We start from the raw sequence: 14698 nt of genomic DNA on the forward strand, positions 1-14698 counted from the left end.
ACCTTAAGCCTCACCCATTTTGATTAGGAGTTCTTATGATTTATCAACAATTTCAACAGAGCCCATTTCAGCCACGCATTTCAGGAGCACGGGCTTGGTTAGCGATGGCAATCAGTGTCAGTCTAATCTGTTTATCTCTGTTTTTATTACCTTTTGTGCTTTTATTTGGCGCAATTGCTCTAGGCTGCTTAGTGCTATTTAGTCGTATTTATGTAGCGCGCCAATTGAGTAAGTTTAATCGTGAGCAAGCGCGCCGAGCGCAGGCACAAGCGAGCGAGGCGACTAGCCAAACGTCAGCGTTTAATCAAACCGCGAATGTTGTGCGTGAACCCCATGCAACTGAGTACCGAGGTCGTATCTTTGAACATCAAAAAGAGGAAGAGTAGCCCTCAGCGCTTAGTAGGTCTTTTGCACGATTAAGGGTATGAATTTCACCGGGATCTTGAGTGATCTTCATTACAGTATCGATTTGTAAAACAAGCGATTGCCAAAGAGGCTCGATGATCTCAGCCTCTTTGCTATTAGCATGACGGCGCGCTAGATTTAGCAGCGCCGCAGAACCCACCACATCAATGCGCCCCAAAATGCCGTCGGCCAATGCCATACTCAGCTCAATCATGGCAGGCACACTGTGACCATATTTAATGACCTCACGCAGATAGCGCTCAGCCTGACTCACATCGCCACCCAAGCCACTTTCATCATTTAGCATATGTTGCGCACGGGTAAGCATGGCATCGAGCTGACCTTGCTCTGCCGCTTCGGCCATCCAATACTCACTCGCGATAGGATCTCGCTGACAACCATCACCATTGGCGAGCATTAAGGCCAAATGATATTGGGCATGGGGATAACCCGCCTGCGCCGCTTTACTTATAAAATGATAGGCTTGCGGTAAATCCTTGGTTTGATAGTAAAGCACACCTAAATTCGCCATGGCTTCGGTTTGCTCACCTTCGGCCGCCAGCTGTAAAAAGTGTTTCGCTTGGGCTAAATCCGGCTTAAATGACTCACTGCCCACTAGGTAGAAATAGCCAAGCAGCGCCATCGCATTGACCACGCCCGCCTCAGCCGCAATAGCTATCGCAGCCTCGCCTTTAATGGCATCGGCCTCTCCCTGATAGCCATGGATTAAACTCACTCCATGCTCATAGAGGGCTTGCATATGGGTTGGGGCTGCAAGGGCAAACCAGTAGGCGGCCTTAGCAAAAGTATCACTGGCTTTTTGTGCGACAGCTTTTACTACTGGGCTATCGTCTTCAGTGCCATAGTACTGATCGACGAGGGCAAGCTCCTGCTCCTTAAGCATTAATGCTTTGGTTTTAAAAGAGATCCCCACAAGATACTGCGCATTGGAATCATCCTCCATTACCGCGCGGTAACAGAGATCTTTAACTGTTATCGCATCGCTGGCTTGAAAGCGGTATGCAGGCGCCTCGCAGCCAACCACCTTCGGATACAGATGCTCGACTAAAGCGAGTACATCTTTAATGGCTTTTTGGGCTAAGGCGAGTAACTGCTCTTGGGTAAGATGATATTTTTCAGGGTGAGCGCCACGGTTACCATCAGCGCGCAGGCGATGCAACGCTCTGGTGGTCTTCACATCGATCAGCCGTTTTTGATTTAACAGCTCAATACGATCATAGAGATTGGGGCTAGCAAAGGACACCACTTTACTCTGCCCTAGCAAGTCAGTCAGCCTATGGGTAAAACTGCGAATATGCAGTAATGACTGAGTAGGCACATCCTGCACATAGTTTTTAGCATTGAGGTAATCATCAAGAAGCGAGGCCGAAAACCCTTGGATAAATTCACTATCCAGTAACTCAGCCTCAGTCCCCATAAATCCTTACCTCAAATTGAATTTGCTCAGTTGATATTATTCCGCAGTTGGCTTTTTAGACACCATATACAAACGGAACAATGCCAAGTTTACGAATAACCCAATAAACGCCATAAAGGTATCCGCGAGCAATTGCACAGGCAAGCCACCAAAAGATGCCGCTGCTGAAAGCTGGCTACCAACCACAGAAAGCGGTAAGTAAAGCATCAATAACGCAATGGTTTTTAACACAATCGGGCCACTAAAGCTAAAGCTTGCTTTAATCGCTTCCAGCGGTGTTAAACGCTCAACTACCACCATAAAGTTCACATAGGCTAGGCGAGCAAACAGATAAAAGCTAATAACGAGTCCCACTAACCACATAGGGCCAAACGCTGCAAATAGCATCACTGGCGCTAAAATGGCCAGTCCAGAGAATACGCCAGCTAAGAGTAAAGGTGGCACAAAGGGTAAACTGGCCTTCAGTACCATACCTGCTGATGGGTTATGCCCTTGGGATCTCAGTTCTAAAAACAGCGTTAACGCCGCAATCAATACCGAGAAGAGCAGCAGAAGGAGCATCATAGCGATCATGTGTGATGCGCCAAACTGCGGGTTTTCCAGATCAACTTTGCTCATCTCTGTGCCAAGCCATAGCTGAATACCAACCTGCACTAATAACAGTGGCACCGTCAGCATGGCAAGCTGAGTGAGATGATTACGGAAAAAGTTATAAGCTTCGGTCAAAATTGCGGATAGTGACATGCGCCTTTCCAAAATAATTGAAGTAAATTAACACCGTGAATTGTCGCTAAGGATACCCAAAATCCCGCCCCAATGCACAACACAAATCACCTGAGTGAACCGTAAATCACAGAAAAGGGCTGCAACAAAAGTCTCAAAGCCGTTACACTGTCCACTTTATTGCGCGCAAACCGTCAAAGGATGCCACTCTATGAAACACACTTTCACACTCTCTATTCTGATTAGCGCCACACTTTTAGCCACTCCCACCAGTGCAAGCTGGTTAGATAACCTTGCAGGAACACCAGCAAAAACAGAGAAAGTGACCACAGGTAGCGTCACCCAATCCAACGCATTAGTTGGCAGCGTGATGTCGCAACTCGGACTGAACCAAACCCAAGCCGAAGGCGGTTTAGGAAGTCTGTTAGGCCTAGCACAATCGAGTCTAGGTTCGAATGATTACACCAAACTAGCTGCCAGTATCCCTAATGCCGACAGCCTATTAGCCGCAGCACCTAAACTTGATGCGAACTCAGGCGTTTCTGGCCTGTTGTCTAAGGCTGGCAATATTGGATCTTCTCTGCAAGGTAGTGCAATGGTATTAGATGCCTTTGAAAAACTGGGTATTTCTAAAGAATTAGCCATGCCAATGATCAATATTGCCAAGTCTTATCTTGAGACAAATGGCGCCGAAGGCAGCTCAGATCTGCTGATGAAGGGTTTAAATACTCTGCTGTAAATGTCGCCCCACCCTAAGCCTATGCTTAGGGTGAACTTTAACGCAAAAAATCACTCTATCTAGTTATTCCTTCTTGCCAGAGCAGTGCCACTTTATGATTGCGAAGCTGAAACGATTCCTTCAATCCCACCCCCACGCCATCTCCCCAGAGGAGAAAGCCCACCAGCTAAAATTAGCGGCGGCGAGCATGTTGCTCGAAGTGGTATATGCCGATGAAACCCTCGCCGCAGAAGAAAGAGCACTATTACCTAAGCTTCTGACAGAAACCCTATCGATGTCGGCGCAGGATGCTAATGATTTAATTGAAGAAGCCAAAAAAGCCCAAGGTAATGCCACCTCATTATTTGAGTTTACCAATACCATTAATGCCGAATTTAGCTTGGAGCAAAAACAGCAATTATTACTAGCCATGTGGCAGTTAGCCTATGCCGATGGACAACTCTCCCAGTACGAAGATCAAATCATTCGCCGTACTGCTGATTTGCTGTATCTCAAACACAGCGAGCTTATTCAGATGCGTAATCAGGCCATCGAAGCCCAAGTGGCACGCTAAAAGCAAGCCATAAAAAAGCATGAATCGCAGTACTGCCATTCATGCTTTTGAATCAAGGTTGTAGATTGCCGTTTCCTGTTCCAGCTGGCTTAGGCAAGCGCCTTACCAATTTCAAAACCGACGCCTCTTAGCTCCGTTAACTTAGACCGAAGCCCACCCATTTCCATTTTTAAGCCTTTTTTAGTCGCAAGCTGCGATAGCCAACTGGTTTTATCGTCATCCTCAATAGTGTCCCAGTCCGCTAATACTTTGTGGGATAAACACAACAAAGCTGCCAATTTAGAAAATGGATTCGAATCCTTAGGATGATCTTGGTAGAGAATGCCTTGCACCAATGCAGGGGTAAATTTCCAATTTTGAGCCAACAAAGCACCAATATCGGGGGAATCATAACCGAGGAGTTCTCGCTCAAAAGCATGCTTATCTTTACCCTGTGCGACAGCTTCGTTAATTTTTTCAGCATCTTCAGGGGAAATTGCCGCAATCAATAAATCACCAATACGGTGAAGGATGCCGCAGGTAAAAGCCTCGTCGGGCTGAACGCCGCACCGTTTGGCCATCTCTTGATTGTAGAGTGCAATTTCGAAGGTTTGTCCCCAAAACTGCGCTAAATCAACACCATTGCATTTAGGCACCGCCCCCATCACGGCAGATGCTAATACTAAGGTACGCAAGGTTTGCATTCCAAGGCGTACTACGGCTTCATCAATACTGCCCACCTCGCGACTGTGGCCGTAATAGGCGCAGTTAGCTAATCTGAGTACCTTGGCACTGATCAGGGGATCATGGGACACCTTAGTCGCAATATTTTTTACTGTAGCGTTGTCGTCGTTAACGACATCAAGCAGTTCACTGATTGCTTTAGGTAAACGGGGCAACTCATCAACTCGACTCAGTAGCGCAGCAGAATCCATATTTATTCTCCTTCTAGATGAATGATCAAAATATAGAACACAAAATCTCGCCTCGCTCTTAAGCTTATGAACACTTATGAGTTGAATGTGCAGCTTTTCAGTCAGTATTCAGCAATCGCAATCTTAGTGAAAATTCAGCCCGCCAATCATAAGAATGCCTCTGCAACACAGCAAAAATCACAGCAATTCACGCTTTGCGTTATAGGTAAAGAGATTAGACTTGCTCAATACTTAACCTTATTTGTAAATAAATATTTCAAATAATAAGCAATGGATGTTATAGATTAAATATTGTTCATCAATTGTAAGGAAGCACTATGGGCCAAAATGCACTTGTTAATCGCACCGGGATTATTATCGTTAGCGCACTGATCACCTTAGGTTTGTTCGTGTTTATGGCGCAACTTATCCATAATCCACAGCCATTGAGCGGACAAACGTCAGATGCGCCGCAAATCAATATTTTGATGAGCGAGCGAACACCCATTCCTCCGAAGGAAAGTCGCCAACCCGAACCGCCAAAACCCATCCCAACAAGGGAGCGGGTCACAACGCCGGGCGAAAGTGCTGAAGTGGTCGAATTTAGCCCCCAGATTTTTACCCCAGAAATGCCAACCCAAACGACATTCTTTAACCAATCGACTATCACCGCTGAGGCCTTACCCGTGGTGCAAGTGTCTCCTCGCTATCCGATTGAAGCTGCACAAAATGGCAAGGAAGGTTATGTGGTCGTAGGCTTTGATATTACTGCGGATGGTACCGTCAGCAATGTGCGCGTGCTCGATGCTAACCCGAAGCGAGTGTTTGATAAGGCGGCGCTTTCAGCAGTGCAAAACTGGAAATACAAACCTAAGTTTGATGCGGGCAAAGCCGTACCCCAATTAAATCAACAAGTACAACTCGATTTTAAACTGGATCAACAGATTTAAGACTCGCAGATCAGCACGCTTAAAACCTTGCGTGCTGATCTGTAATTATTTGAATGACATCGGGATTAAGCAACCTTGTTAACCGCCAAGGCCCGCTTACGACTAATATGGCTCTTTTGCCACCACAAGAATGGGGCGACAAATAGGATTAACGCAAATACATAGGCCATGCTAGCCCCAAGCGCGATACCTAACGCTAAGCAGAAGCCACAACCTAATACCACTAAAGGTAAGTTGCTACGGGGCAATAATTTAGCCGCAGCTAACATCGCCATTAAGTAGATCACGACGAACACCCCGTTACTCCAGGCAATAAGATGTTCGAGTTCCTGACCCGTGATGTGAGTCAACACTATCACACTCGCCATCACGCCGAGTAAGGCCGCCAAGGCACGGATCGGCACACCATGACGATTCTTAACCGCAAAGCAGCGCGGTAAAATACCTTCGCAACTAAAACTCCATACAAGACGCGCGGCGCTGGCGGCATAGACGTTTACTGTGGCAAGGCCACTGGCAATTCCCAACACACCAATTACTTGCGCACCGTATCCCCCTAAAAGCGCATCGAATACACCAATCATCGCCACGCTTTTGTCAGTTGGCACTAACAGTAAAATCAGTGTGCAGGCCACATAAATAATGCCTACCAGCACAGTGCCCATCATCATTGCAGGGATCATATCCTGCTGTGGGCGACGAAAATCATCGGCAAGATGAGTCATGGCTTCTATCCCTAAAAAGCTCCAAAAAGCGATACCTGCGGCAATCATCATGGTAGAGATTTCTGGTGAGCCATAGCTGGCAAGTGAGGTTAAATGCCCAGGCTGAAGACTGCTTGCGCCAAAGAGCACCACCACAATGGCGACAATACAAAGGGTTAAGCCGAATTGCAATTTGGCCGACACTTGAATGCCACGAAGATTGAGCAGGAACAAGCCAAAAATAACGAACACCTCAGCGCCCACCTTGGGCCAGCCATCGAGGGGAATGAGTGCATTAACAAACTGGAAAGTCATCAAAATCGCAGCAGGCGCGCCCATCGGCACGACCAACAAAAAAATGAGTCCGATAGTACGGCCTGCGGTACGCCCAAAAGCCTTTTCCACAAAATAAGCGGGACCCGCAGCATGGGGAAAGACACTCGCCAGCCGCCCAAAAATCAGCGCCACTGGAATAATGGCTAAGGTGAGGAGTGACCAAGCGATAAGCGCACCAGCATGGGCCTTGTCGATTGTCATTTGCGGGAGAATAAACACCCCAGTGCCCAGCAAAGTGGTGGCCATCAAGCCTGCACCTTGCCAACGTCCTATAGTTCCGCTATGTGAGTTCATCTGTTAACATTCAATGGTTTTGAAGCCGTCAGTATAGTGAGATTTTACGCCGCAATCTGCCGTCAATTTCGGTGTTCTTAGTGGTAAACGCCAGCACAATGACGGTAAAAAGCACTATTTCAGGCAAAATGACGGTGTAACTCAAGGCCTTATACTGAGTTGTACTTTTAGGCCGCCTCACTTGTTATACCCATTTTTATCGGAGTCCACGTTGGATAAGTTTGATACCGCCATCATCGATTGTTTGCGCCAAGATGCTCGCCAAAGTGTTTCCAGTATTGCAGAGCAGGTCAATCTTTCCCGTAGCGCGGTTGCCGAGCGGATAAAAAAACTAGAGCTAACTGGCGTGATCCGTGGCTATCAGGTATTGCTGAGCGAATCGCAAAAAGAGGGAGTGTCGGCCTACTTCGAAATCCAACATAAATGTCCCCGCTGCGCCGATGTGGTACACGTGTTCCATGCAATCCCCGAAGTAATTACCTGCCGTGGTATTTCCGGTGATATGGATTTACTGGTGTATGTCCATGCCCCATCAATGCGCCGTCTTCATGAAATCCGCGAATATATCGATACTCACACAGATATCATCAAGATTAAAACCCATGTGGTGATGAGCGAGTGGATTAATAATACTGGCGAGTAATCTTGCGTGCCCCAAACAAGAAACGCCACCCCTAAGGAATAAAGGTGGCGAGGCCCTTGTGGAGGCAGGGCAAACAATACCTAAATATCAAATATGGCTTCCCTTCCCAATAACCTCCCTGTGACAGCAAATCGCGACAAGACAACGCACCTTTAATCACTTCAGCCAGCGTTATTAAAGGGAGTTAGCTCACGGTGCTTCCTTAGACACCGCTTCGCCATTCACCGTAATTCCTTCTTATCTATAACATTGAGCCAACCATGCTCAATCAAACGACCGTCATTTGCCCCGTGTAGAGAATAAAGTTACGCAGCAGTAGCACACCAATCAGACTTAAGCATGCGGTGCCTGCTACATAGGCCCACTTACGCTTTGACGTGGCCGTCATAAACAGGTTCATTGCCAAGGGGCCCGATAATCCGATCCCAACAATGCCAATCCAGAAAACCCATCCCCAGAAGCCATAACCTATCGCATTGAAAGCCGCAAATTTGCTTTGACCGCCTGACAACACTAAGCCCATAAAGAAGGTAAAAATCAGCACTATCTCCACCAAAATCAATGGGATTTCAACCTTATGGATAAAGTGAACTTCCTTGGCGTTAGGATTAGCATTAAGCAACACCCCACCCAGCAGAGAAAATGCCGCACCGGATGAGAGTCCCGAAGCCAAAAACAGCAGTGGCAATACGGGGTTTTTCAACATCGGATAGCCGGGTAAAGCCGAGAGTAAAAAGCCAGTATAAGCCCCCAGCGCGAGGGAAAAGATCACCAATAAACCGGTAATCGTGGCCTCGAAGCGGCTAAGCCAAGCTGTCAACTTCAGCACTATGGGAAAGCGACTCTCACACCATGCATCAATAGGTTTACGGAATAACAAACCAATCCACATAAACATAAAGACTTGGTAGATGAGCAGGATCAACACACCCATCGACATCACAGACTTAGGATTGTAGAAGACTAATATCTTCCAAAAATCGAAGGGCTTAGTTAAGTCCAATACCAAGATGCCCAAACCCGCCATCACCGCCACGGGCGCCACAATACAGGCCGCCTGCACAAAGCCAGACTGGTAGGCATTATGTTTCAACACAAAATGCTTGAGTAACACCGCAAAGAACATGGCGCCAGCAGATGCCCCCGCTAAAAACAGGTAAATTGCAATTGGCCAATGCCACACTAGCGTATCAAAATGTAGGGCGCTCATATTGCCACCTCCCCTGATTTAGCCACAATGCGGAACAGTTTTGGCCGAGTGCCGAGGTCGACCTTAGCCCTTTGGGTTGGGTTAGCCTTTAGCACTTGTACCACCTGAGAAGTGGGATCTTTTAAGTTGCCAAAGACCAATGCCTTAGTCGGGCAGGCCGCGACGCAGGCAGGTTGTTTACCTTGGGCGAGGTTTGTCTCACGGCAAAAATCGCATTTGTCCGCAGCGTGGGTAACAGGATTAATAAAACGAATTTTGTATGGGCAGGCTGCAATGCAATATTGGCAACCCACACACTTCCAAGCATCTACCGCCACAATGCCAGTCTCTTTATCGATAAAGGCGGCACCCGTCGGGCAAACATTGACGCAGGGCGCGTCTTCACAATGCTGGCAAGACTTACGACTGAAGTGATAAAACTGGTTCGGATATTCCCCATAGGGTCCAGTTTGCTCTATTTTTAATCGGGCAACACCCTCGGGCACTTGGTTGGTTTCACGGCAGGCAACTTCGCAAGCTCGACAGCCAATACACTTAGTTTCATCGTGGATCAGTGCGTATTTCACACTAGGTTCGGCTTTAGCCTCATTTGAGGCATTCACAGTAGCCAGTAATGTGCTACCCGATGCCCCTGCCAATAAGGCGCATGCTCCTTTGAGAAATCTTCTTTTTGAATTTTCCATAACCTTACTCCTGCTGGCCTGTATGGCAAGTACGGCACAGCTCACTGCGAACCTTAGGCGTCATCTCTGCCATAGGATCGGTTGGGCTATGTAATTTATGGCAAGCGGCACAGGCCACTTTTTGGGCATGCACATTATGCGTCCACTCTTGGGAGCTGAGTTTGGCTGGCATATGGCATTTTTGGCACACCTTTAATTGCACAGCAGCTTCGGATGCCTCATTTAATCCAAAAACCACTAAATCATTTGGTTTTTTGGGATGATCACCTTTTTCACCATGACAGCTTGAACAGGTCATTTTCATGGCATCCTGGCCGTGATGCCCTAACATTTGACCATTACGCTTATGACACTTCATGCAAGCATCACTATTAATTTGCTTCGCGGGTTCAGCACTTGTTGCGGAAAAACTGAGCAGCAATGCCATTGCACCCAAGCGTAATGACCACAGCCATTGTCGTGTAGACATAGCGAGTCCTCATATCAATTCATTGGGAAACAAAGAGGAAGTCAGGGTTCGGAGAACTCCGAACCCGACGAGCGTGGTCAAACGGCTAGCGCTTGCTTGAGACTTGTTGCATCCCACTGTTTATGCTGATTCATTTCAATAAAACCAATATTGAATTTGCTGAATAGCTTTTTCATGGGTGAATTGATTTGCTTACCGGCGTCGCTGATCACCATTTTGACTTCTGAAGAATCATGGTCAATCAACACATAGTCGAGACGGCATTCATGGTTTAAATCAGCATCGTGCTGGTCCATGTCAAATACAGTGTCGAGTGGAACATTGCAGCAGACATCGTATTTGCCTTCAACGACAGTTTTTAGTGATTTAAAAAAGTTGAAACTATCTTCATCAAATAACACTGGTTTGAGTTTCATTTCATGATGTGCAGCCTCTTCGGGATCCGCCCTAAAAAACTTAATGCAAGTCATGACAAACATTACAAACACAAATGGCACCGCTACGAATAGTACGAAGTACATAAACGCATAGCTGAGAATGACTGAAGTATTCATATACGCCTCCAATAACACAATTATATTTTTGTTTTCTCCTTTAAAGCACCTTCAGTATTATTGCAGACGGGATTTATTTTTTTGATCTTGATCACATGTTTAAATTCAAAATTAAACATAAACAACAAGTTAGGATACAGGACACATTACTGTATAGCGTAAATCTAAAATGCACATATTGATAATAGTTAATTAAAAAAATGAAATTGGCGTAACTGAATATCAAAAATTAAAATTTCAAATTAGTTTAATAATATTTTTTGAAATATAAAAAATCAAATTCTAAACCTATTGTTACATATAGATAAATTTAAGGTGCAAAACTTGGGATGGATTTCACATTAAATTAAATTAATAACACCATAATTAGGTGTTCTTTAAAGTATTTACTCAATATTAAGGAATATAAAAAATGCATATTAGTAACATGGATGGCCTCGATATTCTGAGTTTAAAAATACTTGTTTCATTATATGAGAACAAGTCTGCAACCTATGTATCAAAGGCATTAGATATCCCAGCCCCCAAAATAAGTCGTAGCCTTAAAAACCTGCGAGAAGTATTTGGTGATGAGCTTTTTATCCGAAAGAAATATGGCTTATTCCCCAATGAATTTGTCACGCACTTATACCCGATAGCGAAACAAACCATTGAATGTACAGAGAAGTTTCAAAAGGTACGAGCAGCCAATGTCAATCATGTTAAAACACATGTTGAGATTGCCGCCCCAGGCCTTATTGCCTATGCCTTCCCTAAAGCCTTAATGCAAGCTATCAAAGAAGAGCAAAAATCTATCCATATCAATATTACCCCTTGGTCACTGCATACCACGCAGGACATCATCAATGGTGATACCACCCTCGGTATTTGTTGCAATAAGAGTACCGCAGATGTCGCAGCCTATGGAGACAAGTTACAAACCACAACACTGCAACGTATGGGTAAGGTGTATCTTATTGCTAGCCGAAATCATCCCATTTTTAAGCGAGAAATTACCTTAGAGACGATTGCAGAGTATCCCTATGTCAATACTGATCTCGGTAATCCCAGTACTCGCCTTAGCCCATATCAAGAATTCTGTATAAAAAATGGTATAAAACTCAATACTGAAATTACCATTACCAGTATTTCTAGTTTGTTTGAATATTTAGGAGAGAGCCAAACTATTTCTTTATTACCCTACCGAGTGGTTTATGAAATGGTGGCAGAAATACCCGAACTGCATACCTGTCAATTATCACAACTTGAGGCAGAACGTTTATACGCCGACACCGAAGCTCCGACGATCTTCTTGGTGCAAAAGAATCAGCCCAATCGCGCTAGCGAAGAGCTGGTGTGGCTCAGTGAACAAATAAAGAAAATTGTTGATAGCATTATTTAGCGATAAAGACTTAACACGTTTTCATCTTATTATTCGAGGTGATAGGCATATTGTGCCTTAGCTTAGGCTCCACCTCACCGCTCCTCCGTGTCGTCCCAAGTTTTGTTAAGACGGGCATACATCTTAATCGTCAAACACGTTACACTAGGCCCATCTTTATCCTGATCGATCTTGCTATGCGAACCGAAAACACAGCCACACTTAATCTCATGTGGGGCGCACTGATTCTGGAAGAATTAGCACGTCTTGGTGTGCAGCATGTCTGCATGGCACCAGGCTCACGCTCAACCCCGTTAACTCTTGCAGCAGCCCAGCAAACCAAGCTGAAACGTCATTTGCATTTCGATGAGCGCGGCTTAGGGTTTATGGCACTTGGATTAGCCAAAGCCAGCTCTGCGCCCGTAGCTATTATTACCACCTCTGGCACGGCCGTCGCTAATCTTTATCCTGCAATAGTCGAAGCGTGGCTCACCCATGTGCCTTTAATTGTCCTTAGTGGTGACAGACCGCCAGAATTACTCGGTTGTGGCGCCAACCAAGCCATAGTGCAACCAGCCATTTTTGCCCATTATGCCCAGCAGGTGAATCTCCCCACGCCGGATGTACACATTGCACCGCAGATGTTGCTCACCACGCTTGATGAGGCCGTGGCCAATCAAACACGCCCTGTGCATATCAACTGTATGTACCGTGAACCGCTATATCCGAGTGAATTAACTGCCACAATTCTCGATAGCGAATCGCCATACCTCAAGCCGCTGCAAACCTGGCTGCAACAAGCACGTCCTTACACTCTTTATGGTAAGCGTGAACAATTAAGCAGCCCGAGCGAAGATGCCATTATGCGTTTCGTCCATGGTAAGGGCGTAATCATCGCGGGTACGCTCACGCCAGAGCAAGATCCACAGCAACTCATTGCGCTATCTCAAAAAATTGGCTGGCCGTTACTGACCGATGCTCAGTCGCAACTGCGACAACATCCGGCGGCGATTGGTAATATTGACCAACTACTGCAACATCCTAAGGCGCGCAATCTGTTACAAGAGGCAGACCGCGTGCTGGTGTTTGGTGGACGCTTATTGTCTAAGCGTTTGATTGCTTACCTTGCCGAACAAAACTGGCACAGTTACTGGCAAGTGCTGCCGCAGCAAGATAGGCTCGACCCAAGCCATAACGCTAAACACATTTGGCACGCCAACGCCGCCCAATTTGCATCGCTTAACTGGTATCGCTCTTCATCGGCGAATTGGGCTAATACCTTAGTTAGCTACAACGATGAATTGCATAGTTTATTCGTGCGCAATATTGATCAAGGTGAGTTTGGTGAAGCTCAGGTTATCCGCGCGATTGCCAATACACGACCACTGGAGCAGCAATTGTTTATCGGCAATAGCCTGCCGGTACGTTTGTACGATATGTACGCGCCAGTGAGCTGCTGCACTGCCACCACTTACACTAATCGCGGCGCCTCGGGGATCGATGGCTTACTGGCCACCGCCTGCGGTATTGCAGCGCACCAAGGTAAACCGACCAGCTTGATTATTGGGGATTTATCCCAGTTGCATGATCTCAACTCCTTTGCCATCGCCCGCAATTTAACCAGTCCGCTGGTGATCATTATCCTCAACAACGATGGCGGTAATATCTTTAATCTCTTGCCCGTCCCCAATGAGGAACTGCGCAGTGATTACTATCGGTTAAGCCATGGTCTGGAATTTGGTTATGCCGCCGCTATGTTTAATCTTCCTTATAACCAAGTGGATAACTTAGCCGACTTCCAAAATAGCTATAATGAAGCGCTGGATTATCAGGGTGCTTCTGTCATCGAAGTCACCGTTAGCCAACACCAAGCCAGCGAGCAGATCGCCGCGCTGAATTTATGGGTGAAACAAAGCTAATGCCGACCGTGGCCCGTTATGGAGAGACAGCACAGCCAAACTTGGTCCTGATCCATGGTTTTTTAGGATCGAAGGCCGATTGGCTACCGCTGATCCCTAAACTCAGCCAACATTTTCACTGCATCTGCCTCGATTTACCCGGCCACGGCGACAATCAACCAGAAATCGCATCGACGCTCACTGATGGCTTCGACTTTTGTGTCCAAGACATTATCAGCCGCCTCGATCGCCTCGGCATTGAAGCGTTTTACCTCTATGGGTATTCCCTCGGTGGGCGGATTGCCTTACATCTTGCCCAAGCTTATCCGCAGCGAGTGTTGAGTTTGTGGCTAGAATCCTGTCATCCCGGGCTGACAAATACCGAAGAACAAGCCGCGCGCAGCAAGAGCGACAAGCTGTGGGCCAAACGGCTGCAAAGCTTGAGTAGCGTGGATTTTTTACAGCTTTGGTATCAACAGGCCGTGTTTGCCAATATGCCCGACAAGGCGCGCAATGCCTTGATAGCAAAGCGCGTGGCGCAGCTCGACCAACATCCCAAACACATACTCAAGCAAATCTTTTTGGCTACCTCACTTGCCCGCCAAACTTCACTTTGGGATCTACCTGCAAGCCTTGCTTGCGAATGCCATTTTTTTGCCGGCAGCCAGGATGCTAAATTCACGGCGATCGCAAAGGACTGGCAAGCACAACAGCCCATCATCTTGCATCAGATTGAACAGGCGGGGCATAACATACATCAAGCCAATCCTGCGGGATTACTCGCCTGTATAAAAAGCTTAATCGGCAAGCGCTTGCCTTAAAGAACCACGCAAACAGACCGCCTTT

16 protein-coding genes are annotated in these 14698 nt (G+C 46.5%); 8 read left to right on the plus strand and 8 right to left on the minus strand.

The window, feature by feature from the left end; genetic code table 11:
* Positions 1-35: 35 nt before the first annotated feature.
* The gene (locus tag FJD32_RS21410; protein WP_055647303.1) at positions 36-386 is read left to right on the plus strand and encodes a hypothetical protein; all 351 of its coding nucleotides are present in this window, start codon (positions 36-38) and stop codon (positions 384-386) included.
* On the opposite strand, the gene FJD32_RS21415 is transcribed toward FJD32_RS21410, so the two are convergent.
* Together FJD32_RS21415 and FJD32_RS21420 are read right to left on the minus strand one after the other, a co-directional pair.
* Positions 368-1843, minus strand: a complete 1476-nt coding sequence (locus FJD32_RS21415) for a DUF4145 domain-containing protein (protein WP_140907491.1) — start codon at positions 1841-1843, stop codon at positions 368-370. The two genes, FJD32_RS21410 and FJD32_RS21415, sit on opposite strands and share 19 nt — an antisense overlap.
* A 36-nt stretch (positions 1844-1879) precedes the next feature.
* A complete protein-coding gene (locus FJD32_RS21420) occupies positions 1880-2587 on the minus strand; it encodes a hypothetical protein (RefSeq protein ID WP_037423577.1) in 708 nt (235 codons plus the stop codon).
* Positions 2588-2777: 190 nt separating this feature from the next.
* On the opposite strand from FJD32_RS21420, the gene FJD32_RS21425 reads away from it, so the two are divergent.
* The gene (locus tag FJD32_RS21425; protein ID WP_140907492.1) at positions 2778-3305 is read left to right on the plus strand and encodes a DUF2780 domain-containing protein; all 528 of its coding nucleotides are present in this window, start codon (positions 2778-2780) and stop codon (positions 3303-3305) included.
* Between the two features lie 94 nt (positions 3306-3399).
* Positions 3400-3858, plus strand: coding sequence for a TerB family tellurite resistance protein (locus tag FJD32_RS21430; RefSeq protein WP_140907493.1), 459 nt, complete (start codon positions 3400-3402; stop codon positions 3856-3858).
* An 89-nt stretch (positions 3859-3947) separates the two neighbouring features.
* Here FJD32_RS21430 and FJD32_RS21435 read toward each other — a convergent pair whose 3' ends face one another.
* A complete protein-coding gene (locus FJD32_RS21435) occupies positions 3948-4772 on the minus strand; it encodes an HDOD domain-containing protein (protein ID WP_037423586.1) in 825 nt (274 codons plus the stop codon).
* Positions 4773-5089: 317 nt separating this feature from the next.
* Between FJD32_RS21435 and FJD32_RS21440 the strand changes: the two genes are divergently transcribed.
* A complete protein-coding gene (locus FJD32_RS21440) occupies positions 5090-5701 on the plus strand; it encodes an energy transducer TonB (protein ID WP_099457254.1) in 612 nt (203 codons plus the stop codon).
* A gap of 65 nt (positions 5702-5766) precedes the next feature.
* Here FJD32_RS21440 and yjeH read toward each other — a convergent pair whose 3' ends face one another.
* Positions 5767-7035, minus strand: coding sequence for an L-methionine/branched-chain amino acid transporter (gene yjeH / locus FJD32_RS21445; protein WP_099457253.1), 1269 nt, complete (start codon positions 7033-7035; stop codon positions 5767-5769).
* Between the two features lie 211 nt (positions 7036-7246).
* Between yjeH and FJD32_RS21450 the strand changes: the two genes are divergently transcribed.
* Entirely contained in the window at positions 7247-7678 is a 432-nt protein-coding gene (locus FJD32_RS21450) for an Lrp/AsnC family transcriptional regulator (protein WP_088586321.1), read from the plus strand.
* A gap of 268 nt (positions 7679-7946) precedes the next feature.
* Here FJD32_RS21450 and nrfD read toward each other — a convergent pair whose 3' ends face one another.
* The 4 genes from nrfD to FJD32_RS21470 form a co-directional block, all read right to left on the minus strand.
* A complete protein-coding gene (gene nrfD / locus FJD32_RS21455) occupies positions 7947-8888 on the minus strand; it encodes a cytochrome c nitrite reductase subunit NrfD (protein WP_047537963.1) in 942 nt (313 codons plus the stop codon).
* Entirely contained in the window at positions 8885-9571 is a 687-nt protein-coding gene (locus tag FJD32_RS21460; RefSeq protein WP_047537960.1) for a 4Fe-4S dicluster domain-containing protein, read from the minus strand. The genes nrfD and FJD32_RS21460 overlap by 4 nt, the downstream gene beginning before the upstream one ends.
* Before the next feature lie 4 nt (positions 9572-9575).
* Positions 9576-10040 carry a nitrite reductase gene (locus FJD32_RS21465; RefSeq protein WP_037423605.1) on the minus strand — a complete coding sequence of 155 codons (465 nt, stop codon included), beginning with the start codon at positions 10038-10040 and terminating at the stop codon, positions 9576-9578.
* Positions 10041-10117: 77 nt separating this feature from the next.
* The gene (locus tag FJD32_RS21470) at positions 10118-10594 is read right to left on the minus strand and encodes a DUF2726 domain-containing protein (RefSeq protein WP_037423607.1); all 477 of its coding nucleotides are present in this window, start codon (positions 10592-10594) and stop codon (positions 10118-10120) included.
* Between the two features lie 412 nt (positions 10595-11006).
* Here FJD32_RS21470 and FJD32_RS21475 point away from each other — a divergent pair, with 412 nt between their 5' ends.
* From FJD32_RS21475 to menH, 3 genes are all read left to right on the plus strand, one after another.
* A complete protein-coding gene (locus tag FJD32_RS21475) occupies positions 11007-11975 on the plus strand; it encodes a LysR family transcriptional regulator (RefSeq protein WP_088586322.1) in 969 nt (322 codons plus the stop codon).
* A 176-nt stretch (positions 11976-12151) separates the two neighbouring features.
* A complete protein-coding gene (gene menD / locus FJD32_RS21480; protein ID WP_037423610.1) occupies positions 12152-13873 on the plus strand; it encodes a 2-succinyl-5-enolpyruvyl-6-hydroxy-3-cyclohexene-1-carboxylic-acid synthase in 1722 nt (573 codons plus the stop codon).
* Entirely contained in the window at positions 13873-14673 is an 801-nt protein-coding gene (menH, locus tag FJD32_RS21485) for a 2-succinyl-6-hydroxy-2,4-cyclohexadiene-1-carboxylate synthase (RefSeq protein ID WP_099457252.1), read from the plus strand. Before menD ends, menH begins: the two co-directional genes overlap by 1 nt.
* Positions 14674-14698 lie beyond the last annotated feature (25 nt).

This window comes from Shewanella sp. LC6 (assembly GCF_006385735.2).
GTDB lineage: Bacteria > Pseudomonadota > Gammaproteobacteria > Enterobacterales > Shewanellaceae > Shewanella > Shewanella xiamenensis.

Coding starts and splice junctions, on each gene's coding strand:
- FJD32_RS21470 (WP_037423607.1), bottom strand. CDS start 10,594: ATGAATACTTCAGTCATTCTCAGCTATGCGTTTATGTACTTCGTACTA.
- FJD32_RS21475 (WP_088586322.1), top strand. CDS start 11,007: ATGCATATTAGTAACATGGATGGCCTCGATATTCTGAGTTTAAAAATA.
- FJD32_RS21410 (WP_055647303.1), top strand. CDS start 36: ATGATTTATCAACAATTTCAACAGAGCCCATTTCAGCCACGCATTTCA.
- FJD32_RS21465 (WP_037423605.1), bottom strand. CDS start 10,040: ATGTCTACACGACAATGGCTGTGGTCATTACGCTTGGGTGCAATGGCA.
- menD (WP_037423610.1), top strand. CDS start 12,152: ATGCGAACCGAAAACACAGCCACACTTAATCTCATGTGGGGCGCACTG.
- nrfD (WP_047537963.1), bottom strand. CDS start 8,888: ATGAGCGCCCTACATTTTGATACGCTAGTGTGGCATTGGCCAATTGCA.
- FJD32_RS21425 (WP_140907492.1), top strand. CDS start 2,778: ATGAAACACACTTTCACACTCTCTATTCTGATTAGCGCCACACTTTTA.
- FJD32_RS21430 (WP_140907493.1), top strand. CDS start 3,400: ATGATTGCGAAGCTGAAACGATTCCTTCAATCCCACCCCCACGCCATC.
- FJD32_RS21440 (WP_099457254.1), top strand. CDS start 5,090: ATGGGCCAAAATGCACTTGTTAATCGCACCGGGATTATTATCGTTAGC.
- FJD32_RS21415 (WP_140907491.1), bottom strand. CDS start 1,843: ATGGGGACTGAGGCTGAGTTACTGGATAGTGAATTTATCCAAGGGTTT.
- menH (WP_099457252.1), top strand. CDS start 13,873: ATGCCGACCGTGGCCCGTTATGGAGAGACAGCACAGCCAAACTTGGTC.
- FJD32_RS21460 (WP_047537960.1), bottom strand. CDS start 9,571: ATGGAAAATTCAAAAAGAAGATTTCTCAAAGGAGCATGCGCCTTATTG.
- FJD32_RS21420 (WP_037423577.1), bottom strand. CDS start 2,587: ATGTCACTATCCGCAATTTTGACCGAAGCTTATAACTTTTTCCGTAAT.
- yjeH (WP_099457253.1), bottom strand. CDS start 7,035: ATGAACTCACATAGCGGAACTATAGGACGTTGGCAAGGTGCAGGCTTG.
- FJD32_RS21435 (WP_037423586.1), bottom strand. CDS start 4,772: ATGGATTCTGCTGCGCTACTGAGTCGAGTTGATGAGTTGCCCCGTTTA.